Here is a 26,858-nt window from a genome sequence, read left to right on the forward strand (position 1 = left end):
CTGTCTTAGATTAGGTTATTTAGATATAAAAGTAACTGTGTACTATAGGCAGATTTATTTTTGAGTTCGGTTCCAAATATAGCAAACTAAATTTGAGATATACAAATAAAAGCTTAAAATTTTAACAATACTATAGGATTTTAATGGCTTTTTGCACTGGTCTAGATTAAGTACCTTTGCATACTTATTGCTAGAAAGTGAACATGAATATAGATTTAGAAAAGGTAAACCCCAAAGAAAATATTATCATTAAAGGTGCAAAATTGCACAATCTTAAAGATATTAATGTTATTATTCCACGTAATAAACTGGTGGTAATTACAGGTCTTTCCGGCTCTGGAAAATCCAGTTTAGCTTTTGATACACTTTATGCTGAAGGACAGCGAAGATATGTAGAGAGCTTATCCTCTTACGCGAGACAATTCTTGGGAAGGCTTAATAAACCAAAGGTAGACTATATTAAAGGTATTGCCCCGGCAATCGCTATAGAACAAAAGGTAAATTCTACCAATCCAAGATCTACCGTAGGAACCTCTACTGAAATTTATGACTATCTAAAATTACTATATGCCAGAATTGGGCGGACTTTTTCTCCAATTTCAGGGAGAGAAGTTAAAAAGGATTCTGTGACCGATGTGGTTCATTTTGTAAAACAATTTCCAGATCGTACCAAACTCCTCCTACTCGCCCCTATTTATGTTGAAGAAGGAAGAGATTTAGATGAAAAAATTAAAATTCTGGCACAACAGGGATATAGCCGAATAAAGGTTGAAGATGAAGTTTTAAGGATCGATGAAGCCGACCTAAGTAAAGTGAAACCTGAAAACACCTCTTTGGTCGTAGATCGTGTGATTAAAAAAGATGATGAAGATTTCTTTAATCGCTTAGCCGATGCTATTGAAGCTGCTTTTTTTGAAGGAAAAGGAGAACTCTATATCGAAACACTCGCTGATAATAAGTTACATCACTTCAGCAATAAATTTGAATTGGACGGGATGAATTTTCTGGAGCCTAACGTTCACCTATTCAGTTTTAATAATCCTTACGGCGCCTGTCCTAAATGTGAAGGCTACGGCGATGTAATTGGTATTGATGAAGATTTAGTCATTCCCAACACCGGCCTTTCTATCTACGACAATGCTATTTATCCCTGGCGGGGTGAAAGTATGAGCTGGTATCGGGATCAACTTGTAAATAATTCACATAAATTCGATTTCCCGGTGCATAAGCCTTATTTTGAATTGACTCCAGAGCAAAAAGAACTGGTTTGGAATGGAAATGAATATTTTGAAGGGTTAAACCAGTTTTTTGAATTTTTAGAAAGTAAAGCCTATAAAATTCAGAATCGTGTTATGCTTTCTCGTTATCGTGGTAAAACAAAATGTTCGGCATGTCAGGGAAAAAGACTTCGCCAAGAGGCTGAATATGTAAAAATTAACGGATCAAGTATTACCGAGCTTGTAGTTAAGCCTCTGGATAAAGTAAGAGCTTTTTTTGCTGAGTTAAAATTAGATGAATACGAAGCTAAAATCGCGAAACGTTTACTTACTGAAATTAATAACCGTTTACAGTTTTTATCTGAAGTTGGCCTCGATTATCTTACCCTAAATAGAAAATCCAATAGCCTTTCTGGTGGAGAATCCCAGCGTATTAACCTGGCGACCTCATTAGGCAGTAGCCTTGTAGGATCCATGTATATTCTAGACGAACCTTCTATTGGGTTGCATCCCAGGGACGGCGAACGCCTAATTGGCGTACTCAAGAACCTTCGTGACCTGGGCAATACTGTAATTGTCGTAGAACACGACGAAGAAATTATGAAAGAAGCCGATGAGATTATAGATATAGGACCAGAAGCAGGCACCAATGGTGGTCATGTAGTGGCAACGGGAACTCTAAAAGAAATCTTAAAATCTGATTCGCTTACTTCGCAGTATCTAAATAATAAAAAACGCATAGAAGTTCCTAAAAAGCGAAGAAAATGGACACGGGAAATTAACCTTCTTGGTGCCCGTGAAAATAATCTTAAAAACATAAACGTCATGTTCCCACTGGGAATATTCACGGCAATAACCGGCGTTTCTGGTAGTGGCAAAAGTACGCTGGTTAAAAAACTACTTTACCCGGCAGTACAGAAACAATTAGGGGGCTACGGAGAAAAAGTTGGACAGTTTAGCGATATTAAAGGCGATTTTAAAAATTTAGGTTCGGTTGAATTTATTGACCAGAATCCAATTGGTCGCTCTTCAAGATCAAACCCCGTTACCTATATTAAGGCATACGACGATATAAGAAATTTATTTTCTTCTCAAAAATTATCCAAAATAAGAGGTTATAAGCCTAAACACTTCTCATTTAATGTTGATGGTGGACGGTGCGAGGTGTGCAAAGGTGAAGGAGAAGTGACCATAGAAATGCAGTTTATGGCTGATGTTCATTTACAATGTGAAGCTTGCGATGGTAAACGGTTTAAAAAAGAAATTCTAGAAGTACAATTCAAAGACAAAAATATAGATAACATCCTTAACATGACTATCGATGATGCTATAGATTTTTTTGATAAACATAATGAGGATAAAATTGCCAATAAGCTTCAACCGCTTCAGGATGTTGGTTTAGGTTATGTGCAGTTAGGACAAAGTTCTTCCACACTTTCTGGAGGAGAAGCCCAGCGTATTAAACTGGCTTCCTTTTTAGTAAAGGGAAATACAAGGGATAAGGCGTTATTTATTTTTGATGAACCTACAACAGGGCTTCATTTTCATGATATTCAGAAATTATTAAAATCATTTAATGCATTAATCGACAAAGGGCATACCGTAATCGTAATCGAGCATAATATGGATTTGGTTAAATGTGCAGATTATGTAATAGACCTGGGAGCTGAAGGTGGCGAAAACGGCGGTTATCTTGTTACCCAGGGAACCCCAGAGCAAATCATAAAAAGTAAAGATTCCTATACTGCTAAATATTTAGCTCCAAAATTAAAATAAAATCATTTAAATTTTAAATACCTAAAATTCAATAAATTAACTCGTTTTAGCAAACTTTAAAATAATCCCTTAAGGAGCCTATGAATGGCTCCTTTTTCGTTTTTGGCATGCGCTTTGTATCTTCTATGGTGTAGGTAGCTACTACTTCAGTATCACTTTAAAAACTAAAGCCATGAAAAAAATTTCCTTAATATTTTCAATATTGTTTTTAGGCCTGGTAAATATTGCCAAAGCCGATGAAACAAGTAGCAGATATGGCTATGATGACTCCTTTATTTTTATTGAAGGAGGCGTTGAATTTTCGGTTTATCCAAATGGAGAGTTCGATTTTTATTATAACCCCGCATTTAGAAGATCTAGTGTTAATATATCTGTACCTAACGTAAACATCAGTTTTAACTCTGGTTATAATTACGATCCATACATTCAATACGATGATTATGGTGCAGTTATTCAGATTGAGGATGTACCTATTTATTATGATTACTACGGTAGAATCACCCAGGCCGGAAACATTGTTATTAATTACGATCGTTATGGATATGTGGTAAACGTGGGAAACCTATTTGTTCAATATGATCCTTACCACAGGATTGCCGGGTATAGAGGTTATATAAACGCTTACAATCGCAGATATGTTTATCGCCCATGGCATAGGTATTATAGAAGACCCAGAGCCAGTTTCAGCATTGTTTATAACAGACCTTACAGAGCGTATTATCAACCAACAAGAGTAACTTATGTAAACCACATTAACTATTATAATACACACCATCACCAAAAGACCTATAAAAATTTTTACAGACCGGGTCAAAAAGTGAGAAGTTATAATCGTGGCAGTAGAGTTGCTCAAAAACGAGAGATACGTTCTAACAGGAACAGTGCCAGTAGAAGCAATGTAACAACCAGAACAAGAAATGCTAATCACGCTAATAGCAGAAGATCTGTTAATAGATCAACTAGTTCTAGCAAAAGAGATCATGTGATTATTGGGGCAAGAAACGAAAGAAGTTCTAATAACAGTGGTGTTATTAGAAATAGAAATAGCCGTTCTTCAAATAATACTGCAATTTCGAATAGAAATGCAGTTGAACGCCATGGTGATGCTCGGGCCACCGAAAATAACAGGACGCAAAGAACAAGTACCTACAGACCATCGGCCGGCTCTAGAAATACTACATCAAATCAAAAAAAATCAGCGGTAATAGAAAGAGAACGAGCTTCTAGAGCTCAAAATAGTACCAGAACGCAGAGAACAATAAACACTCCGCGCCCGGAGCAAAGTAAGCAGATAAAAAGAACTGCACCAGGTAGAAGTCAAAATACTTCTGCAAGAAGCTCTAGATCAAATAATAATGTCAAAAAATCTACTCGTTCACAAACTTCGGCACGAAATGTGAGAAGTAGAGATTAGAGTTCATAATTTAATTTTTTGGTTGGTTAGTTGGAAAACCCCCAGCGGCGCAAGCCCGGGGGTTTTCTTTTAATTATAAGTTCATGCCGCTGTAGGATTAACGCTATATATTTTAACGAGGAATCGAATATCATAAAAGTCTTGCTCACAGCTCACCAAAACCTATTTCATTTTCTTACCCTTACTTATTGAAATATTATTTGATTTTAGCTACAATGGACCTTATCATTACATTGATTTCTTCAGAAAGATTTAGAAAATAAACAGCAGAAATATATAAAATTGCAGTAATCCCTCCCTTTAGTGCAATACTCACTATAGGATAGAAAGGAAATTCCCAATAATAAAATACTATAGAAAAGATTGAAGTGAGTCCAAAAAGCATCCAGCTTTGTTTGGTAAAAGGATTCATTTTAAATTTTTGCTCTACCAAAATAAGTTTGGAAGTATTATAGATAAAAAATGCCAAAAAAGAGGCTATTGCAGCACCCTCAATTCCAAAACGCGGAATAAAAAATAAATTCAATAAAAAAGCTAATACCACCAGAAGCACTCCTATCGCTAAAACAATTCTATAATAATCAGAGTTAAAAAGAATGCTATTATTAATCGCTAATATATTATCGTAAAGCTTAACAAGTGAAATTAAAAGCACTATTAATATACTTAATGAATATTCTTTGGGAATAAGTTCATACAGCATATGGACATTCGTTATGATCAAAATAAAAATTAAAGCACTAACAATCGATAAATTGATTGAACTTTTTTTATACAAATCCTCTAGCTTTTTAAAATTGCGCGTATTTAGATATTCCGCAGTTATGGGGTTTGTAATTTGATGCATCGCTTTTTGGGGTACCGATATTACGGTAGCGATATAAACGCCAATTCCGTATATCGCAACATTTTCTATAGGTAAATACGACTCGATCATCACCTTATCTAAATCCAATAAGGCAGTGGCCACAGAGGCAGCAATTAAAATTAGTGCGGTATATTTTAATACCCGAATTAAATTGGATGGAAAACTGAATTTTAAGGTAGGCCTGTGCAATTTAAAGGCATAAGCGCCCATTACCAAAAGCCGTATAAGAAATACCAGACCTACTCCATACATAAAATGATTAACCTCCAACAGATCAAAGTAGACCAGGAATAAAAGAATGGTCGTGCCTAATCGATGCACTACCTCTTTCATAAAATTGCCGAAAGTACTTTTGTAATAGATCTTTGCCCAGGCAAAAAATATTTCAAAGTACGCAGTGGCAATCGCTAATAAATAAATGAGCCATACATAGGGTTTTACCAATTCGTTTCCATCAGAAAAATAATTCAGTAAAAATTCATAGGTAAAATGTCCAATACCCCCTAAAATAAGCGAAATAGCCAAGGGAAGATATAAGGCCAGATTCAATAACTTATCCTTCTCTTCTTTCGTTTTATAACTGGTAAAAAACTTTACAATCGTACTATGCACACCAAAAGCCATAAAAGGCCACATTAAATTTGCTGCTGAAAGCAGGAAGCTTACCAACCCGTAATGCTCCTGATCTAAAAAATAGGTATACAAGAAAAGCGTGTTTAACGCACCAAGTCCAAAACCTACATAGGTCGTCAGCATGTTTTTGACCGACTGGTTAATAATTACGCCCATACGCTACTTCCCGATTAGTTTTGCTAATTGTTTTGTAAGGTTTTTACGATGATAATCTTCAATATTTTTGCTATCCGAAAGTAGTTTGTTTTCGCGATATCTTTGATAAGAATTTAAAATATATTCCTTTAAAGCTACTTCCTGATTATATAAAAAACTTTTTCCAGAATGGGTTTCTTCAATAATTTTAGCCACATCCCAAGCTCTGGGACCAATGGCTAAGATCGGGCGCTTTGAGGCCAGATATTCAAATAATTTCCCGGCTATGATCCCTTTGGTTTCTTCGGAATCAATTTCAATTAACAATAGCAATTGACTCTTTTTTTGAACGGCTATGGCCTCCTTGTGACTGATATAGCCTCCAAAAATCAGTTCATTTTCCAAACCAGCATTTTTGATGCTCTGCACCACGTCGTCACTTACCGCCCCGTATAATTTCAATTTAAAGTCCCTACAGAAATTTTCATTCTCTTTAGAAATTTCAGCTAAAACCTTCCAAAGTAATTCAGGATTTCTTCCTGAAAGCAATGAGCCTATATGCGAAATACTAAAGATCTCGTCTAATTTCGACTCGGTATTCAGTTCAGAATCAAAACCATTGGTAATAACTTCTATAGGTTTTGTTGTTTTTAAAGCAAATTCTTTTTTAGTGGTAAAACTCGTAGTAATAATTTGATCTGCTGTATTTAAGACCTGCTTTTCTAAACTTTGGTGTTTCTTTGCGGAATATTTAGTGAGTTTTAATTGCTTTTGATAACCAATTTGCGTCCATGGATCTCGAAAATCGGCAATCCACCTTAAATGAAGTTGCCTTTTTAACCCTAAACCTATAAGGTGCAAACTATGTGGTGGTCCCGTGGTAATTATCGTATCGATATTGGTCTTTTCCAGATAAGATTTTAGAAATTTTACGGAAGGTTGTATCCAAAACTTACGAGCATCGGGAATAAAAAAGTTGCCACGAATAAACAGCATAAGTTTCTGTATAAAATTTTGGTTTTCCTTTTGCTTGATGATTCCAGAACTTATAGTTTTCGTATTCTTTTTAGATAAAACAGCAGCAAATTTATAGGGTTCAAAAATCGGCTGACGAATGATCTCGATATCTTTAGGAACTTCGTTTATAAAAGATTTATCGATTAACGGATAATTCGGATTTTCAGGGATATAAACCACCGGCTCTACCTCAAAATCCCTAAGATATTTAACGAATTTCAACCAGCGCTGAACACCGGGACCACCAGCCGGGGGCCAGTAATACGTAATAATCAGCACTTTTTTCACTCTAATATTTTTATAATGAAACCTAAATTTAACATGCAATTAAACGCAAAAAAGATCTCTTAGAATTATAGCTTCTGTCTACTATCATATTCCATACATAATTTCATGCATAGGGATTATGTAGATCGTTTAAAAGGGCCATACTGATACTTTTTATACTACATGCCTTTGCGATATGCAAATACCAATCCCCCAAGTATTAAAATCACCAAAATAAGCGTACTGGCTAAAGCTATTGTTCCGCCGGTTTGAATTACTTTAGGTTCGAATTTAAAAGTCACCGTATGCTCTCCTTGTGGTATGTTCATCGCTCTAAGCACGTAATCTGCACGCACATGCGCTACTTTCTCTCCGTCGATATACGCTTGCCAACCCGGTTGATAGTACATTTCGGAAAAAACGGCCAGCTGCCTGATGGAAGCTTTGGTTTTATAAACCAATTCATTAGGTTGCTCACTTACCAATTCGATAGTACCAACTTCGTCATAAACAAAATCCATTTTGATATCGTCTTTAAATCGATTATCAATCACAGCAGTATCTTTAAGGTCTACCTCCTTCAAGCTTAAAATTTCGGCATTGGCATCCGCTACCCAGTCAACATCACGAACAAACCATGCATTACTGTATACACCAGGATTTTGTTGCGCCTGCACTCCGTTTTCTGTAGGAACAATAAAGTATTTCACATTTAACATATTTAAAATCTTCATGTTATTTTGTGAAATATAAAAATCATATAAATCCTGTAATCTTCCTGGTTTTGCAGCATGATAACCACCTATACTATGATGAAAATATGAGGCTCGGGAACTTGTTAATGGATCAGCGCTAATATCGAATACGCGATATCTGGAACTATCTTGCATAATTTGCTGATCGGCCGTATTTGGCTGATAGGGCTGTTCCATTTTACGAGCATTTACAAAATCGTCTCCGTTTACATAACGTCTCGCTATTGGAACCAAATCGGCTAAAAACAATATTGCAAAACCACCAAGGATTAGTTTTTTAGAGATTTTTTCCTGAAGATAAAACCAGATTAAAAATACACTTAATGCCACAAATATAAAACTACGAATAGCATCAGCGACTAACATCGACTGGCGATCTTCTTTAAGGGCATTCATTAGATCCATCCCCAATTGTTGTCGCAATTGTGCGTCCCGTAATCCACTAAAATCAAATAAAATCGAATTAAAAAGAATTAAAACAAGGGCTAATCCCGCAGTAATAATCGAACTCCATTTTAAAGCTTCGATTTTCTCTTCCTTAGTATGCTTGTTAGCAAACAAGCAGGATAATCCTACAATCGCCAATAAAGGAACACAAAGCTCTACAATCACCTGAATAGAAGAAACCGCTCTAAATTTATTGTATAACGGTACGTAATCGATAAAGAATTCAGTAAAAAACCCAAAATTCTTTCCCCAGGAAAGTAAAAGAGTAAGTACAGTTCCGCCTACTACCCACCATTTTAATCGTCCTCGAATTAAGAATAGTGCAAAAAGAAATAAAAATAAAATCGTAGCACCAATATATGCGGGGCCTGCAACGATAGGCTGTTGTCCCCAATATGTTGGAGCGTTTTCAGTAAAGCTCTTGGCCTGAATGGGAGATACTCCCATTTTTTGTAATTCTGAATATAATGCCGAATCTTCACCAACATCCTCTGCACCGCTACCTCCCATAAAACCAGGGACAAAAAGATCTAGAGTTTCTGCAATTCCGTAGCTGTACGTTGTAATATAATCATAGGTTAAGCCGGCCTCAGGTTTATCGTCACCATTTGGTGTAATTGTTAGACCGGTATCACCTCTAGTACTATGACTGGTATATTCTTGTGTTGCTATAAGGTTTGTTGCATTAGTTCCTATAGCTAGAATAACCGCAACAATCATCACTCCCAGGGCTTTAAAATATTGTGGTATCTTTTTCTTTTTAAAGGCATCAATCAGATAAACGATTCCTAAAACAATGACTAAGAGAAGTAAGTAATATGTCATTTGGAAGTGATTCGCCTGGATCTCTAAAGCCATAGCAATAGCCAGCAAACTAAATCCCCCTATCAGTTTTTGTCTAAAGGTGAGTATAATTCCTCCTAAAACCATTGGCATATAAGCAATAGCGTGGGCCTTAGCATTATGGCCAACCCCAAGAATAATAATAAAATAAGTGGAAAAACCAAAGGCAATGGCTCCTAAAAATGCGAGCTTATAATCTAATTTTAAGCATAAGAGCAAGATATAAAACCCAATAAAATATAGAAATAAATAATCTGCAGGTCTGGGTAAAAATCGTAAAACTGAATCTAACTTTTTAATGTAATTATGTGGATAATAAGCACCAAGCTGATAGGTTGGCATTCCGCCAAAGGCAGCATCCGTCCAGTAGGGTTCTTCGCCAGTTTCTGCTCTAAAGTCTGATTGTTCTTTAGCCATTCCTATGTACTGGACAATATCACTTTGGAAAATTTCCTTTCCTTTTAAAACAGGATTAAAATAAAAAAGAGCGATTGCCACAAATCCCAGAAAAACCAGAAGATGAGGAAGAAACTGTTTTAACTTAGCCATTTACAGATTATTTTTTGCTTCCTGAAAAAGGAAACGCACATATTTAAGAATCCCGAAATTAATCAATTTCTTCGTAATCGATATACTCACCAACCTCTTTGTTTGATTTTCTACGATTTCTTGGTTTTTTATTGATACTCACATTACCCTCCCCGGTAGTATTTCTTTGTTGTGCATTTTGCTGTCTACCATTAAATTGTTGATTGAACTGCTGCTCAAACTTCCTACCCATCTTTTTCATCGCATATTTTAACAACATGGGACCAAAATATCGAAGTATTATTTTGAAACCGAAGTATACTAACAAAATAATAAGTATCGTTTTTATAACTCCGGAAAAATCTGCCTGAAACATAAAACTCTAAATTTTAGCAAAAATAAAAATTAAGGTTCAGAATCGGAATCTATGTGTCTTAAATAAAAAATAAATTCAATTATATTTGAACATCATGAAACTCCAGGCAAGCCCACAAGATATGAATCAAAAAACCGTTTTTACAATCTCGAGGCAAGCCTCTGAACATTTAACCTCGATTATCGAGTAAAACCTACTAAACATGCAAAAACTAAAGGCTTTTGTACTATTACTACTAGCTAATTCAGCTATTTGTAACGCCCAATTTACCGAAACCATTAATTCAAACCGACCAGGACAGTCCCAGGGCGCTTTTGCGGTCGGGACAGGAGTTTACCAACTGGAGGCAGGCGGTTTTTACGGAAACGATACCCACGAACTTAGAAAAACAGATACCGATCTGTACGGCGCTAACTATATGCTTAGGGCAGGACTTCTTACCGATATTTTAGAATTAAGCATTCAGGGAAGGTACCAGGTAGAAGAAACAAGGATTTTTCAGGGAGGACAAAATCGAACTTACAAAAGGAATAATTTTCCATTTAATACCATAGGAGCAAAATTATTGCTTTACGATCCTTATAAAAATGGTGATAACCGCAGAGAAATAAATATTAGAAGTTGGGATGCCAATCAAAAGCTTGACTGGAGAAGATTAATCCCGGCTGTTTCTTTATACGGTGGCGCTAATGTCACCCTACAGGATGAAAATCCTTATAGATTTGTAGGGGAAAGTAAATATACACCTAAAGTTACCTTAATTACGCAACATAACTGGGGGCCTTGGGTTTGGGTCATGAATTTTACTGCTGAAAAATTTACTGAGACCTACGCTAATTATGAATTTATAGGTACACTCACCCACGCCTTTAGTCCGAAATTTGCTGTTTTTGGGGAGTACCAGGCGATTATTGGTGATATATATGCCGATGATATTTTTAGAGCCGGTGGTGCGTATCTGATTACCGATTATTTACAATTAGATGTTGCAGGACTTGCCAATGCCAAGAATACACCTTCCAGATGGCAAATACAGGCAGGATTATCGGTGCGTTTAAATTTCCATAAGGATACCGAATTTAAATCGCTATCTAAGGAGGGAGACAAGAGAAAAGCCAGAACCCAAAACCAATATGATTTCTAGAATTCATTAAAAATAGGCATAAAAAAACCGCTAAAGAAAATTTAGCGGTTTTTTTATACTATTGTGATGATCTGTTTTATTAAGCTTTATTAGCCATTGCCGCAGCTACAGATGCTGATAATCTTTTATATGTTCCGTTCTCAAGGCGCTCTCTAATAGAAGAAAAAGCCTCTAAAGTTTCTTCTACATCCTGTAAAGTATGAGTAGCGGTTGGGATCATTCGTAATAAAATTAATCCTTTTGGAATTACCGGATAAACTACAATAGAACAGAAAACTCCGTAATTTTCACGAAGGTCTTTTACCAAAGCCATAGCTTCAGGAATACTTCCTTTCAGGTATACCGGGGTCACACAACTTTGTGTAGTACCAATATCAAAACCACGATCTTTTAATCCGTTTTGCAGTGCATTTACATTTTCCCATAACTTATTTTTAAGCTCTGGTCTTGTTCTAAGCATTTCAAGGCGTTTAAGCGCTCCAACCACTAATTGCATTTGCAGTGATTTAGCAAACATCTGGGATCTAAGATTATATTTTAAATAATCGATAATTTCCTTATCACCGGCAATAAAAGCGCCCGTACTTGCCATAGATTTAGCGAAAGTAGCAAAATATACATCGATATCATCCTGCACTCCCTGCTCTTCTCCTGCTCCGGCTCCGGTTTTTCCTAAAGTTCCAAAACCATGTGCATCATCTACAAAAAGACGGAATTTATATTTTTTCTTAAGCTCTACAATTTCTTTAAGTTTTCCCTGCTCACCACGCATACCAAAAACACCTTCAGAAATTAAAAGGATTCCTCCTCCTGTTTGTTCTGCTATTTTAGTAGCTCTCTGCAGATTTTTTTCGATACTTTCCATATCGTTGTGCTTGTAGGTAAAGCGTTGTCCTAAATGAAGGCGAACACCGTCTATAATACAAGCATGAGCATCTACATCGTAAACAATAACATCTTGTTTAGATACCAGCGCATCAATAGTAGATACCATTCCCTGGTATCCAAAGTTTAAAAGATAAGCAGCCTGCTTGTGTACAAAAGAAGCCAACTCGTCCTGAAGTTTTTCATGCAAACTTGTATGACCACTCATCATCCTTGCTCCCATAGGATAAGCAGAACCCCACTCGGCCGCAGCCTCGGCATCTACTTTTCTAACCTCTGGATGATTGGCAAGACCTAGATAGTCATTTACACTCCATGTGATCACATCTCTCCCTCTAAACTTCATTCTATTAGAAATAGGTCCTTCCAGCTTTGGGAATACGAAGTATCCTTCTGCCTGCTCTGCCCATTTTCCTAAAGGCCCTTTATCCTTGTATATTTTGTCAAACAGATCTCTCATTGAATATTTTTTATACGAACCGCAAAAATACTGAAATTCGGTTCAATTCTACAAAGTATTTTGTATAGCTTTTAAAAAAACAAAGCATCCTCTAGCTAGAGGATGCTTTGTTTTTTTATATATTTAATAGTAAATGCAAAATATTACTTGATAAATTCTATAGCTCTAACCTCAGCTTCATTTTTGGTATCAAAAAATCCCTGTTCTTCCATCCAGTCATCACTATAAATTTTACTCATGTATCGGCTTCCGTGATCTGGGAACATAATAACTACTTTAGAGTTTTCATCAAATTCGCCTTCCTCTGCCAATTGCTTTACACCCTGTGTTGCCGCACCGCTGGTATAACCTACAAACATCCCTTCGGTTTTTGCAAGTTCTCTGGCGGTATGGGCACTTTCTTCATCAGTCACTTTCACAAAACGATCAATAGCATCAAAATCCGTAGCGGTAGGAATTAAGTTTTTACCCAAACCTTCAATTCTATATGGATAAATTTCTTCAGCATCAAATTCTCTGGTTTCATGGTATTTTTTTAATACTGAACCATAAGCATCGATCCCTATAATATTTACGTTTGGATTTTGCTCTTTAAGATATCTGGCAGTTCCAGAAATGGTTCCTCCAGTACCACTACACGCAATAAGGTGTGTTATTTTACCTTCCGTCTGGCTCCATATTTCTGGACCGGTAGACTTATAATGCGCTTCGGTATTTAAATCGTTGAAGTATTGATTGATATACACAGATCCTTTAATTTCTCGATGAAGCCTTTTAGCCACTTCGTAATAAGAGCGCGGATCGTCTGCTGCCACATGTGCCGGGCAAACATACACCTTAGCTCCCATAGTTCTTAGCATATCGATTTTGTCTTTCGAGGCTTTAGAGCTCACAGCCAAAATACAATCATAACCTTTAACCTGGCTCACCATTGCGATACTGAATCCTGTATTACCAGAAGTAGTCTCAATAATGGTATCTCCGGGCTTTAATATTCCTTTGCGCTCTGCTTCTTCAATAATATATAAAGCAATTCGATCTTTAGAGGAGTGCCCCGGATTAAAAGCTTCTACTTTAGCGTAGAAATCTCCTTTGAAACCTTCAGTGATCTTATTAAGCTGTACTAGCGGTGTCTTTCCTATAAGCTGTAGAACATTATCGTACACCTGCAAATCTTCTTTCATAAATGAAGTTCTTTACGTTTTAAGGTTGGCTTTTTTAAAGCCGGGAAAAATGTTTCAAAACCGTTCAAAGTTAAGGCAAATTTTTTTAATTATTCCTTAATTCCAACTAAATCGAACAAAAATGCATATTCTTCGGCAACTTCCTTAAGTGCTTCAAACCTTCCTGAAGCCCCGCCATGGCCGGCATCCATGTTTGTGTGTAATACCAAAAGATTAGTATCGGTTTTTAACTCTCTTAGTTTAGCGACCCATTTTGCTGGTTCCCAGTATTGTACTTGTGAATCATGCAAACCGGTAGTTACTAACATATTAGGATAATCCTGAGCTACTACATTATCATACGGAGAATACGATAACATATACTCATAATAATCTTTTTCATTAGGATTTCCCCATTCATCGTATTCCCCTGTTGTTAACGGGATACTATCATCTAACATGGTTGTTACCACATCTACAAATGGAACCGCTGCAATAACACCCTTATATAAATGTGGAGCCATATTTATTACCGCTCCCATCAGTAAACCACCGGCAGAACCTCCCATAGCGAATAATTTTTCTTCAGAAGTATATTTTTCGGCAATAAGGTGCTTCGAAACATCTATGAAATCGGTAAATGTATTTCGTTTGGTAAACAACTTGCCATCTTCATACCAGTTTCTGCCTAAATATTCTCCTCCACGTATATGTGCAATGGCATATACAAATCCGCGATCCAGTAAACTTAGTCTTACGGTTGAAAAATAAGGATCGATTGTTGAACCATAGGAGCCATAGGCGTACTGCAGCAAAGGATTGTTTCCATCCTTCTTAATTCCTTTTCTATACACCAAAGAAACCGGAACTTTTGTGCCATCCTCGGCGGTTGCCCAAATACGCTCTGAAGTATAATTCTCCTTTCTGAATTTACCACCTAAAACTTCCTGCTCTTTTAATACCGTTTTTTCTTTGGTAACCATATTAAAATCAACTACAGATGTTGGTGTGGTCATCGAATTATAAGTGTATCGAAGCACTTGGGTATCAAAATCAGGGTTTATAGAAGTAAACGCCGTATAAGTTTCATTGTCAAACGGAATAAGATAATCATCACTTTCGTCCCAACGAATAATCCTTATTTCATTAAGTCCGTTTTTACGCTCCCCAATCACCAGAAAGTCTTTAAAAATGTCGATATCCTCTAGAAGTACATCTTCACGGTGCGCAATCACATCTTCCCAATTTTCTTTTTCAGTTGCTGAAACCGGGGTTTTCATAAGCTTAAAATTACGGGCTTCATCTTTATTAGTAAGAATATAAAAATGCTCACCAAAATGCGAAATACTGTATTCTAATCCGCGTACCCGTGGCTGAATTATCTTAAAGTCACCTTCAGGTTTATCAGCTTCTAAGACACGATACTCTGTAGTTAAGGTACTATGTGACCCAATAACGATATACCTTTTAGATTTCGATTTATAAACATAGGTATTAAAGGTTTCATCATCTTCCTGATAAACCAATTGATCTTCTGCCGGATCTGTACCTAAAATATGTTTATAGATCTGAAAGCTTCGCAAAGTTTGTTCATCCTTCTTTGTATAATACAGGGTTTTATTATCGTTTGCCCAGGTAGAACCGCCGGTAGTATTTTCAATTTTTTCAGGATATAATTCTCCGGTCTCCAAATTCTTTACTTGGATGGTATATTTTCTACGACTTACGGTATCTGTTCCAAAAGCGACCATTTTATTATCGGGGCTAACATTTAAACCGCCTAAACGATAATAATCATAACCTTCAGCCATAATGTTTACATTAAACATCACTTCTTCGGGGGCCTCCTGGGTCCCCTTTTTTCTGGAATAAATAGGATAATCTCCTCCTTTTTCGAAACGTGTAATGTACCAGTAACCATTCAGACGATAAGGAACCGACTGGTCGTCTTCCTTGATCCTGGCCTTCATTTCCTCGAATAAACGTACCTGAAATTCTTTGGTATGGGCCGTTTGTTTGTCTTTATAATCATTTTCGGCATTTAGATAGGCAATTACTTCAGGATCTTCACGATCATTCATCCAGTAATAATTGTCAATTCTAATATCACCATGAATTTCTAATTCTGCGGGTATCTTTTTTGCCTTTGGTGGCTGCACTTCTTTATTCAAAATCAAATCAAATTTTTTAACCTGCGCAAAGGTAAGGCTTCAAATCTAAAATCGTAATCACAGATTCACAATTTCTTAGAACAACTTCAGCTTAGATTTTACTAATTTTGTACTTCTAACTAAAAAAGAAACAGACTATGTTTGGAGATATGATGGGTATGATGAATAAAATCAAAGAAGCCCAGGATAATGTAGAAAAAACAAAAGAACGCCTTAAAACCGTTCTTATCGATGAGCAGTCCAGTGACGGACTCCTAAAAGTAACTGTAACTGCTGCTCGAGAAGTAAAAAGTATCGATATTGCTGACGAACTTTTAGAGGATAAAGAGCAATTGGAAGATTATTTAGTACTTACCCTCAATAAAGCCATTGCCAAAGCCTCTGATATTAACGAAAAAGAGCTTGGTGCTGCTGCAAAAGACGGTATGCCTGATATTCCTGGGCTGGGTGATATGTTTAAGTAGTTGAGAAAGTCGAAAAGTTGAGAAAGTCGAAAAGTTGAGAAAGTTGAAAGGCTGAGAAAGTGAAAAGTTGAGAAAGTTGAAAGTGATAAAAGTAAAGCACTTTTCATTTTCTATTAAAGTAACAGGAAAACTGCAATCTTAAGATTGCAGTTTTTTTTATAAAAATGTTAATGCCCATGCTCTTTTAAAAAGATAGGTTAAATTAGTATTGCTAAAAAATTCCTTTTGAAAGAACAATTACTTATACTGGCAGCCATAAGTACCTGTGTCCTAAGCATGGCTTGGCTTCCTTCGATTTCCAAAAAAGTTAAGATTAGTTATCCTATTTTTTTACTATTGATGGGGTTTGGTCTATATTGGCTTGAAATTCCTATCACATGGCCTGATCATAATTCGCATAATAGCGAAATTATGCTATTATCAGAAATTATAGTGGTCGTTTCCCTAATGACCGCCGGGCTTAAAATCGATATTTCCTATGCCAGAAAGAACTGGAAAGTACCGTTTAGGCTTATAGCTATTGCCATGCCTTTAACGATGATTAGTATATTCTTTATAGGAACAAATCTGCTTTCCCTCTCCATACCTCTTGCAGTATTACTGGCTGCGGTAATGGCACCTACAGATCCTGTGCTGGCCTCTGAAGTGCAGCTAAAGGAAACCTACCTGGATAAAGATAAAGACCGCAGAAATTTACCGGAATTTACCTTAACATCTGAAGCTGGGATCAACGACGGCTTAGCATTTCCTTTCACCTATCTTGGTGCGCTGCTTATTAAAAACAACGGTATCGAGAATTTTGACTGGCTAAACTGGTTTCTCGATAAATTTCTATTAAAAATCGTAATAGGAATAGTTGCCGGTTTCTTAATGGGATGGATTATTATCAAACTTCAGAAATATTTAAAAGAACTTTTTGGTATAAAGACCTGGGATGGTTTGTTGGCATTTTCCCTTGCAATCGCTACGTATAGCCTTACCGAACTTATACACGGTTACGGATTTTTAGCGGTTTTTATCACCAGTCTAACACTTAGAAACTCCTATCGTATCGATAATCAGTATAAGAAAAAGCTACATAGTTTTATAGATGAAATCGAACGCTTATTACTGGTATTGTGGGTGGTACTTTTTGCCGGGACGATCATGAGTGGTTTTTTATCCGGATTAAGCTGGCAAACGATCGCTATTGCTATTGGTATTGTAATTATTTTACGTCCCTTGTGTGGATTAATAGCTCTTACAGGTACTAGAATGAGCAGAAAAGAACGATTTACGATTAGCTTTTTTGGTGTTAGAGGGATAGGCTCACTTTTTTACCTCTCCTGGGCATTCGTCTATTTAAACGATACATCTGGTAGCAACGAACTTTACACTATTGTTACTTTAATAGTATTTTGTTCGATTATTATACACGGAATTTCAGCGCCATTTTTCTTTAGAAAGAAACTAAGCAATAACTAAAAAAACAGTCTGAAAATCAAAGTCAAATCCTTTTTCAGACTGCTTCTTTTTTGATATTAGGCTTCTCCACGTGCCGGATAATTTTTATCTAAAACAAAATCGATAGCTTTTAACACCTCATCAAAATTAGGCCTGGCAAAAGGCATGGATTGTATACTTGCCGCGTACACAGTATTATCGGGTTTGATTAAGAATAAACCCGGTTCAAAAAATACTTCAGGCTCCTTATCGTTTATTCCTTCAGAAATATATAAATCCCATTTTCTGGCATCCTCAGTTAACAAACCATACGCTATATTTAGCTTATCGATATCCCAGGATTCTACAGTTTTTTTCGCCAATTCTTCTGTATTTGCACTAATGCAAACCACATCTATTCCCCTTTCATCAAATTCAGATATTTTTGAATTTAATTCGGTTAAATATTTTTTACATACCGGGCAGTGGATGCCGCGATAAAAAACTAGCATTGTAAAATTTTCAGGCTTTTCGTCTTCAAGATTCCAGCGCACCCCTTTAGTCGTTTGTACGCTTAGTTGTGGCGCATCCTTTCTTGGCAATACATTTTTCATTTCTATAACTTTTATTTTTTGAAATTTAAAAATTAGGTCACAAAAAATGTATTAATATCCTTGTAAGCTTGCGTTAAGATTTCCAAAATCAGTTACAGTTCTATATTCTTTAAAACAGAAAGAAATTTTTGGTGCATACCTTCAGTATAGTCCAAATGGGTTACGATCCTTAATTTCCCTTTCCCCAGAGCACTAATCCTGATGCTATTTTTCTGAAGAATTTTATTGAATTCGGCTTCGGCAGAAGCATCTTTGAGATTAAAAATAATAATATTGGTTTCCACCGGCTCTACTGCTCCAATATAAGCCTGCATACTTAAGGTTTCAGCAATTTCTGCGGCTCTTTTATGGTCTTCAGCTAGACGTTCTATATGATTATCTAAAGCATAAATTCCTGCAGCAGCCATAAAACCAACCTGGCGCATGCCACCTCCTAAAACTTTACGGATACGCATAGCGCCTTTCATTAATTCCTTATTTCCTATAAGGACAGATCCCATTGGTGTTCCCAATCCTTTAGAAAGACATACCGAAATGGTATCGAAAAGCTTTCCGTATTCTTTAGGTGATTCTCCTTTTGCGACCAGGGCATTAAATAACCTGGCGCCATCTAAATGCAGTCCAAGATTGTGGGTATTACAAACTTTTCTGATCTTTTTAATTTCTTCCAGGTCATAACAAGCTCCGCCGCCTTTGTTTGTGGTGTTTTCCAGGCATACCAAAGTCGTAAGCGGACTATGATAAAAATCTGGTGGATTTATATTTTCTTCTACCTGTTTAGCCGTGATCATACCCCGATGACCATCTACAAGTTTACAGCTTACGCCACTATTAAAACTTGCGCCACCACCCTCATAATTATAAACATGTGCCCATTTATCACAGATTAACTGGTCTGCAGGTTGCGTATGGAGCTTTATGGCGGCCTGGTTGGCCATACTTCCGGTAGGAAAAAATAAAGCTTCATCTTTTCCAAAAAGTTTGGCCAATTTTTCTTCTAAAGCATTAACCGAAGGGTCTTCTTTATAAACATCGTCACCCACTTCGGCATTCATCATGGCCTTTAGCATTCCTTTTGTAGGTTTGGTAACGGTATCACTTCTTAAATCTATTTCGCTCATAAAAATGAATGTAATTTTTCTAAAATCCTGTACACATAAAACTTCCAATTGGTGAACCATCCGGAATTTTAGGCGCCGCTAGCATTGGTTCAAATTCTTCCGGCTTATCCATAAACAGTTCGATTTCTTCAAGCATTTGCTCATAAATTGCTCCGTCCTGTTCTTCCAACCAGTCTTCTAATTCGCCTAGCTGTTTATAAACTTCAGCTTTTACCAATGGCGTACTTTTTTTACTTGCTGCTAAGTTAAATAAATGCTGCAGTACATTATAATTTATAGTTTGCTGTACCGCAAGCAAATAAGAATCCTTAGGTTGATATTGGATAGTCTCAGCGATTAATTTTTCCAGCATCTCCCCTAATCCTAATTGCTTTTTATCCAATGATTTTTGTTGAACCAGTCGTGCCATTCGCTCAGGATTTAATAATAAACCTAAGGTCATATCACTGGCCGTAGCTGGTCCTCCTAATGCATCGAAAGCAACACCAGTATTACTTTTAAAAGATTCTCTTGATCTGCCATAACCAAAAGCTCTTGGCGGGAAAAGTGCTAATTTTTCCTTTGGAATAGCAATTGTCTCCGCTTTTAAAGTTTGCAATAATACATCCAAAGCTGATTTTTGACGTTTTGGCGAGAGCGTTTCTAAAACTTTCTCTGCTCCGCCTTTAACGGCAAAATTATAATCTAGTCCCCCCACTAGCTTACTTACCGCTTCTGTTTGATACCGGTGGAAGAAATATAAAGGAACAAAAACATCCTCTAAAACCGAATAAGGTTCGTTGGTCCTAAAATTATCCTCAGAAAAATTCTCTATTGCTTTTTCACGAATTTTGAGTACATTTTCTAATTCTTCAGTAACATCATTACCATTATCCCATAAATGTGCATTTACATGAGCGCCATCTTGCGCACGGGCATCACTATCACTGATAAACTGAATACCCTGATCATAAGCTTCCTGAATTACGGCATTTAAGTACTTTCTTTCTGATGTATCCTTAGGAATATCTGCATAGGCATAGTTCACAATTAGTTTATCCCATTCGCCTATATTGGCATCGTAGGCATTCGCTGCGGTAATTTCTCCATTCTCTATACTGAATTGCGGATGAGGATAATCCATTACCGAAGCTCTATCGCTAACACTGGCCGCAAAGTTATGAGCAAACCCTAAAGTATGTCCAACTTCGTGAGCTGAAAGTTGACGAATTCTGGCAATTGCCATTTCCATCATTTTCTCATTATTTTCATCACTTTGAGCATAAGGTTTATTTAATAATGCCTGGGCGATCATAAAATCCTGGCGTATTCTTAAACTTCCCAAACTTACATGTCCTTTAATAATTTCACCGGTTCTTGGATCGACCACACTCGCACCATAACTCCAACCACGCGTAGAACGATGTACCCACTGGATCACGTTGTATCTAACATCTAAAGGATCTGCACCTTCTGGCAACATTTTTACCTGAAAAGCATCTTTGTAGCCAATACTTTCATAAGCCTGATTCCACCAGCTTGCACCTTCTAATAATGCTGAACGAACCGGCTCTGGCGTACCGGGATCCAAATAATAGATAATAGGTGCTACCGCTTCGCTAACTTCAGCTTCCGGATTTTTCTTTTCCAATCGGTGACGAACAATATATCGCTTTAAAATGGGTTCATAAATTGGTGTCGCATAATCGTAGTATGAAATTGAATTTACGCCGCTTCTAGGATCAAAAATCCTTTTTTTATAATGATCGTCTGGCAATTCTACAAAAGAATAATGCTGAATTACACTAATATTAGCCGCATCGGGTACCACACTTCTAAGTGTACCTCCCTGTGGTGATCCTTCAAAAGTAAGCAGGCTTTCAAACTCTACATTTTTAGGAAAAGCTTTAGTTCGATCTAACTGCAAAGCACTTTTATTTTTACTAACCTTATAACTTCCGTAGTTTCCGCGTTTTAAACGCTGAGCCACGCCATGGGAATCTTCCATAATAAAGGGTGTAAGATCGATAATCAACTTACCATCCTTCTCCTCCTTTATTTCGAAACCATAAATTACCGATTTTGCAAAGGCTTCTTCAATGCTTTGCTTTTCCAGTTCATTATCGGTCACTGCACGATAACGCTGGTTAGGCTCTACCAGCAATAACTTATCACCGGCACGCTGAAATTTAACTACCGAAGCTCCTCCTAACTGGCCACGATCTAATCCTATATCGTTACTTCCTACTCCGCTTCTCAACGCATGATTATATAAAAAGAGACTATCTATTTTATCAACTTCAAGGTAAATTTCATCAGCTTTTGGATTGTAATAGAAATCGAAGTAACCTTCATATTTCTTCAAATCTTCTTTTTTTTCCAGAAACTGGCTAAATGTATACTGTGAAAACAGTACGATAAGTAGTAGTATTTTTTTCATAAAGGTAGTTTAGATGTTCTTCAAATTTAATTTTTTCAAATCGATAAAAAAGGATTTTCAGCTCCATAGGTTAATTTCTAATAATTCGATTTAAAACAAGCTAATTTTTTACGAAAATAATAGAGCTCAACACTTATTAATATGGATAATCCACATGATAACCTAAAGATTTTCTGTATTTTAAGAGAAAATAAGTGCTAATGAAACTAAATACTAGCCAACCAAGCTTTTCGTCTTACCAAAGGGATACTCATTTTTACGACGAAATTTTTTCAGAAAACAACGAAGTTAAAGAGGTTTATAAAACGCTGTTGAATCTTTATAGTGAGCATACCGTTCAGGATTTCGCGAGATTAAATGAAAAAGCGAAAGCCTCATTTTTTAACCAGGGAATTACCTTTCAGGTATATGGAGAGCATGAAACCAAGGAGAAAATTTTTCCTTTTGATTTATTTCCTAGAATTATCGATCATAAAGAATGGAGCCATATAGAAAAGGGCGTTTTACAACGCAGCAAAGCATTGAATCACTTCCTTTGGGATATTTATCATGACAAAAAGATCTTAAAACAAGGAATAGTTCCTATAGACCTTATAAATTCTTCTGCTAATTATTTAGATCAAATGCAGGGCTTAAATCCTCCCGGAGGAATCTATAATCATATAAGCGGCACCGATCTCATCAAACATTCTGATGGCAAGTATTATGTTCTTGAAGATAATATACGCTGCCCCTCTGGAGTAAGTTATGTTATTTGTAACCGCACGGCTCTTAAGAGAGCCTTATTTGGTGTTTTTAATCATTACCAGACGCATACGGTGACCGATTATGCTGAAAATCTTCTAGAAATTATGGAGTCGGTAAAACCACATGGTGTAGACGCTCCAACCTGCGTGGTCATTACTCCTGGAATTTATAATTCTGCTTATTACGAGCATTCTTATTTAGCAAAAGCTATGGGCGTTGAACTTGTTGAAGGACGGGATTTGTTTGTAGAAAATGATTTTGTTTATATGCGTACCATAAACGGTGCGCAAAAAGTAAATGTGATCTATAGGAGAATCGACGATACTTTTATGGATCCGCTGGAATTTAGACCAGACTCTACTCTAGGCGTTCCCGGCCTGCTAGCCGCCTATAAACTAGGAAATGTTTGCCTTGTAAATGCTCCCGGGACCGGGGTTGCAGACGATAAGGCCATTTACACCTATATGCCGCAAATCATTAAATATTACCTGGGGGAAGAACCCATTTTAAGCAATGTTCATACCTACCATTGCCATCGTCCCGATGAACTTAAATATGTTTTGGATAACATTGAAAATCTGGTTATAAAACCTGTAGATGAAGCTGGAGGTTATGGAATTTCCATTGGAAATAAACTTACCAAAGAAGAAATCGAAAATGTAAAAAAGGTTATAAAAGAAAACCCCAGAAAATACATTGCCCAACCTATCATGTCACTTTCTGTGCATGCAACCTACATAGAAGATAGCAAAAGCTTTGAACCAAGACACGTAGATCTAAGAACTTTCTGCCTGCTGGGAAAAGATAAAAGTTTTGTGCTAAAAGGCGGTCTAACCCGCGTGGCTCTCAAAAAAGGGAATCTTATAGTAAATTCCTCACAAGGAGGTGGTTCTAAAGATACCTGGGTATTAAAAAAATAATTTAAAATTTATGTTAGCAAGAGTTGCCAATAACCTCTTCTGGATGGGGCGCTATATAGAAAGATCTGAACATGTGGCGCGATATTTAAATGTAAACTACTTTTCCTCACTGGATGCACCCAACGAGCTTTCGCAATCCAGGCAATTTGTTCTTAGATCCATGCTGTTTATGGCTAGCGATACCGTTACAGATCCTAACGTGCAACTAGATGAAGGGCAGGTGCTGTTTGATATTGCTCTTAATAAGGAAAAGCCGGATTCTATTATTAATTATCTGCAAAACGCCAGGGAAAATGCAAATAGCGCCAGGGATTTAATTTCTACGGAATTATATGAATCCCTAAACAAATTTTATCATTACACCCTTAATTACTCACCTGAAAAATTCATGAAAAGCGGCTTATATGAATTTACTGTGCATGTAGCCGAGTCTACTTCGATTTTAAGAGCGAAAGTAAGAGGCACCTTACTGCATGACGATGTGTATAGCATTATCATGTTAGGAATAAATATCGAGCGCGCGACACAGATTATAAGGATTATCAATGCAAAATACAACGATGCAAATTTAGCGGGCGGCAGCTATGGCGATCAGCTAAAAAATAGTTATGAATGGACTACCCTTCTAAAATGTGCTGAATCTTACGATATGATGCGGCGATATTACAAAAAAACACCACGTAGTTTAACTACCCTGGAATTTTTAATTCTCAATCCAGATTGTCCAAGATCAATCATGAATAGTCTAAACCAGGTGAGTAGACACATTACCGATCTCTCTCGTTCAAAACATCCCGATAAAAATTCGGCTGAATTTTTGGTGGGAAAAGTACGAGCCGAATATGAATTTAAATCGATAGAAGAAATAGAAGAGGATGTTCAGGGCTTTATCGAAAAAATTCTAAAGACGCTAAATGACATTGCAAAAAAAATAGAAATTGAGTATTTTTTATGAATGTTTAAAACTCAGAATCTTTAAATTCGCATTTATTTTATAACATGGCACTACACTACGTCATAAAATATGCAGCAACAAACGTCTACGAAAATCTTGTAGGTGAAGCACTATGGCAATTTTTAATTGCGCCATTAAACTCAGGTTCCCAACAAATAATAAGTTCAGAATTTCGGAATTCCCTACAGATTCCCATAGAAAAATCCATTAACGGATATGGGTTTGAAACCTTTAGGATCCATCCTAAAAAAAGCTTTACATCGATTGATTTTGAAGCTGAGTTTCATTTAATAAAAGATCATATTAATCCATTTGAAAAAACGATTGCTCTAAGCTTAGATAATGAGTTATCTCAAATTAACTCACTAAACTTCATCGTAGAGCATTCTATATATTTAAAATCAACAACACTTACCAAACTTCCTAAAAGACACGAAATAGATTTTCTTTATTCCGAACAAATATCCATTTTCGAAAACATGAAAAATCTTAATAGCTGGATTTTTGATGGTTTCAGTTTTAAGACAGATGTAACTGACGTCGATACCGATCTGGATATCATTTTAGAGGAAAAACAGGGAGTTTGCCAGGATTTCACCCATTTATTTTGTGCCATTGCCCGTTCCCATAACATTCCGGCGCGTTATGTTTCAGGATATTTACACCAGGGAAATGGTTATTTTGGTGATTCACAAATGCACGCCTGGGCAGAAGTGTTTATCCCTGCATGTGGATGGATTGGCTTTGATCCTACAAATAATTTAATTGCTGCAGAAAATCATATCAAAGTAGCACACGGCAAAGATTATTCAGATTGCCCACCAATTAAAGGAATCGTTTACACATCTGGTGCAAACCACACCAAGTATAGTGTAGAAGTAAACGCACAGCAAAACGCCCAACAATAGAATTAACAAATTCTTCAAATTTTAATTACCCAAAAAGAAGTATACTGCATTAAATTAAGGTTTATGATAACTACCGATCAGGTAAAAGATATAACAACAAGAATAGATAATTTACAAGTTCATTTAAATATTGAGCAGAAACAAATTGAAATTCAGAACGAAGAGGAAAAAACCTTCGATCCCAGTTTTTGGGATAATCCTTCAGAAGCCGAAGAATTCATGAAAACCCTAAAAGGAAAGAAAAAATGGGTGAATGATTATAACGTAGCTAAAAGTGGTTTGGAGGAATTACAGGTGTTACTCGAGTTTTATAATGAAGGGGAAGCTGAAGAAAGCGATGTTGTAAAACAGTATCAAAAAATACTGGATATCGTAGAAGAACTGGAATTCAAAAATATGCTTTCTGAAGAAGGTGATGATTTAAGTGCGGTGTTACAAATTACCGCCGGCGCGGGTGGAACTGAGAGTTGTGATTGGGCCCAAATGTTAATGCGTATGTATCTAATGTGGGCAGAAAAGCAAGGTTTTAAGATAAAAGAACTCAACTATCAGGAAGGGGATGTTGCAGGCATAAAAACGGTAACCTTAGAAATTGAAGGGGATTATGCTTTTGGATGGCTTAAAGGAGAAAATGGTGTACATCGATTGGTTAGAATTTCGCCATTTGACAGTAATGCCAAAAGGCATACCTCTTTTGCATCGGTTTATGTTTATCCTTTAGTAGATGATACGATAGAGATCGAGATCAATCCTGCTGATATCGAAATTACCACAGCAAGGTCTAGTGGTGCCGGTGGGCAAAATGTAAATAAAGTAGAAACAAAAGTACAGTTAGTTCACCATCCCACCGGAATTCAAATTTCATGTTCCGAGACACGTTCGCAACACGACAACCGGAATCGTGCCATGCAAATGCTTAAATCCCAGTTGTACGAAATTGAACTGGAAAAACAGCGGGAGCAACGGGAGGATATCGAAGCGAGCAAAAAGAAAATTGAATGGGGATCGCAAATCAGGAATTATGTTATGCACCCTTATAAACTGGTAAAAGATGTTAGAACCGCAGAAGAAACCGGAAATGTAGACAGCGTAATGGACGGGCATATCGATCAGTTTTTAAAAGCCTATCTAATGATGATGGGACAAAAAAATGAAGATTGATTTATAGAAAATAACAGTATTTTATATA

General features: G+C 36.6%; 19 protein-coding genes. 9 read left to right on the forward strand and 10 right to left on the reverse strand.

The genetic code is table 11. The features are described 5' to 3' along the window. The first annotated feature begins 203 nt into the window (after nucleotides 1-203). Nucleotides 204-2,993 (forward strand): excinuclease ABC subunit UvrA, encoded by a 2,790-nt coding sequence (uvrA, locus tag AC13DP_RS17535; protein WP_483068207.1) that lies wholly within the window; start codon nucleotides 204-206, stop codon nucleotides 2,991-2,993. A gap of 172 nt (nucleotides 2,994-3,165) precedes the next feature. Further along, nucleotides 3,166-4,407: a hypothetical protein gene (locus tag AC13DP_RS17540; protein WP_483068208.1), complete on the forward strand. Its 1,242-nt coding sequence runs from the start codon at nucleotides 3,166-3,168 to the stop codon at nucleotides 4,405-4,407. 196 nt (nucleotides 4,408-4,603) lie between these two features. On the opposite strand, the gene AC13DP_RS17545 is transcribed toward AC13DP_RS17540, so the two are convergent. The 4 genes from AC13DP_RS17545 to AC13DP_RS17560 form a co-directional block, all read right to left on the reverse strand. Next, entirely contained in the window at nucleotides 4,604-6,064 is a 1,461-nt protein-coding gene (locus AC13DP_RS17545) for a lipopolysaccharide biosynthesis protein (protein ID WP_347405567.1), read from the reverse strand. Between the two features lie 3 nt (nucleotides 6,065-6,067). Then, nucleotides 6,068-7,348, reverse strand: a complete 1,281-nt coding sequence (locus tag AC13DP_RS17550) for a glycosyltransferase (RefSeq protein ID WP_483068209.1) — start codon at nucleotides 7,346-7,348, stop codon at nucleotides 6,068-6,070. Nucleotides 7,349-7,506: 158 nt separating this feature from the next. Then, the gene (locus tag AC13DP_RS17555) at nucleotides 7,507-9,921 is read right to left on the reverse strand and encodes a YfhO family protein (protein ID WP_483068210.1); all 2,415 of its coding nucleotides are present in this window, start codon (nucleotides 9,919-9,921) and stop codon (nucleotides 7,507-7,509) included. Nucleotides 9,922-9,979: 58 nt separating this feature from the next. Beyond that, a complete protein-coding gene (locus AC13DP_RS17560; protein ID WP_041578861.1) occupies nucleotides 9,980-10,276 on the reverse strand; it encodes a DUF4834 family protein in 297 nt (98 codons plus the stop codon). A gap of 202 nt (nucleotides 10,277-10,478) precedes the next feature. Between AC13DP_RS17560 and AC13DP_RS17565 the strand changes: the two genes are divergently transcribed. Then, the gene (locus AC13DP_RS17565) at nucleotides 10,479-11,420 is read left to right on the forward strand and encodes a transporter (RefSeq protein ID WP_347405570.1); all 942 of its coding nucleotides are present in this window, start codon (nucleotides 10,479-10,481) and stop codon (nucleotides 11,418-11,420) included. A gap of 79 nt (nucleotides 11,421-11,499) precedes the next feature. Here the strand turns inward: AC13DP_RS17565 and capB are convergent, their stop codons facing one another. The 3 genes from capB to AC13DP_RS17580 all read right to left on the reverse strand — a co-directional run bounded on the left by capB (nucleotide 11,500) and on the right by AC13DP_RS17580 (nucleotide 16,099). Next, nucleotides 11,500-12,765 (reverse strand): cysteate-C-fatty acyltransferase, encoded by a 1,266-nt coding sequence (gene capB / locus AC13DP_RS17570; protein ID WP_013071769.1) that lies wholly within the window; start codon nucleotides 12,763-12,765, stop codon nucleotides 11,500-11,502. A gap of 143 nt (nucleotides 12,766-12,908) precedes the next feature. Further along, entirely contained in the window at nucleotides 12,909-13,949 is a 1,041-nt protein-coding gene (gene capA, locus AC13DP_RS17575; protein ID WP_013071768.1) for a cysteate synthase, read from the reverse strand. Between the two features lie 89 nt (nucleotides 13,950-14,038). Beyond that, complete coding sequence (locus AC13DP_RS17580; protein ID WP_347405571.1) at nucleotides 14,039-16,099, reverse strand: S9 family peptidase; 2,061 nt, start codon at nucleotides 16,097-16,099, stop codon at nucleotides 14,039-14,041. A gap of 137 nt (nucleotides 16,100-16,236) precedes the next feature. Between AC13DP_RS17580 and AC13DP_RS17585 the strand changes: the two genes are divergently transcribed. Both AC13DP_RS17585 and AC13DP_RS17590 read left to right on the forward strand, forming a co-directional pair. Continuing rightward, nucleotides 16,237-16,563, forward strand: coding sequence for a YbaB/EbfC family nucleoid-associated protein (locus tag AC13DP_RS17585; protein ID WP_228249827.1), 327 nt, complete (start codon nucleotides 16,237-16,239; stop codon nucleotides 16,561-16,563). Nucleotides 16,564-16,788: 225 nt separating this feature from the next. Then, nucleotides 16,789-18,027, forward strand: coding sequence for a cation:proton antiporter (locus tag AC13DP_RS17590; RefSeq protein WP_347405572.1), 1,239 nt, complete (start codon nucleotides 16,789-16,791; stop codon nucleotides 18,025-18,027). 56 nt (nucleotides 18,028-18,083) lie between these two features. On the opposite strand, the gene AC13DP_RS17595 is transcribed toward AC13DP_RS17590, so the two are convergent. From AC13DP_RS17595 to AC13DP_RS17605, 3 genes are all read right to left on the reverse strand, one after another. Beyond that, entirely contained in the window at nucleotides 18,084-18,599 is a 516-nt protein-coding gene (locus AC13DP_RS17595; protein ID WP_347405573.1) for a peroxiredoxin-like family protein, read from the reverse strand. 92 nt (nucleotides 18,600-18,691) lie between these two features. Beyond that, nucleotides 18,692-19,720, reverse strand: a complete 1,029-nt coding sequence (locus AC13DP_RS17600) for a threonine aldolase family protein (RefSeq protein ID WP_347405574.1) — start codon at nucleotides 19,718-19,720, stop codon at nucleotides 18,692-18,694. Nucleotides 19,721-19,739: 19 nt separating this feature from the next. Further along, nucleotides 19,740-22,139, reverse strand: coding sequence for a zinc-dependent metalloprotease (locus tag AC13DP_RS17605; protein ID WP_483068211.1), 2,400 nt, complete (start codon nucleotides 22,137-22,139; stop codon nucleotides 19,740-19,742). Nucleotides 22,140-22,339: 200 nt separating this feature from the next. On the opposite strand from AC13DP_RS17605, the gene AC13DP_RS17610 reads away from it, so the two are divergent. From AC13DP_RS17610 to prfB, 4 genes are all read left to right on the forward strand, one after another. After that, nucleotides 22,340-23,806: a circularly permuted type 2 ATP-grasp protein gene (locus AC13DP_RS17610; protein WP_483068212.1), complete on the forward strand. Its 1,467-nt coding sequence runs from the start codon at nucleotides 22,340-22,342 to the stop codon at nucleotides 23,804-23,806. A 10-nt stretch (nucleotides 23,807-23,816) separates the two neighbouring features. Then, nucleotides 23,817-24,761, forward strand: a complete 945-nt coding sequence (locus AC13DP_RS17615; protein ID WP_483068213.1) for an alpha-E domain-containing protein — start codon at nucleotides 23,817-23,819, stop codon at nucleotides 24,759-24,761. A gap of 44 nt (nucleotides 24,762-24,805) precedes the next feature. After that, a complete protein-coding gene (locus tag AC13DP_RS17620) occupies nucleotides 24,806-25,669 on the forward strand; it encodes a transglutaminase-like domain-containing protein (protein ID WP_347405577.1) in 864 nt (287 codons plus the stop codon). 63 nt (nucleotides 25,670-25,732) lie between these two features. Next, complete coding sequence (gene prfB, locus AC13DP_RS17625; RefSeq protein ID WP_347405578.1) at nucleotides 25,733-26,830, forward strand: peptide chain release factor 2; 1,098 nt, start codon at nucleotides 25,733-25,735, stop codon at nucleotides 26,828-26,830. Nucleotides 26,831-26,858: the final 28 nt, after the last annotated feature.

The organism is Zunongwangia sp. L-65 (assembly GCF_056859415.1).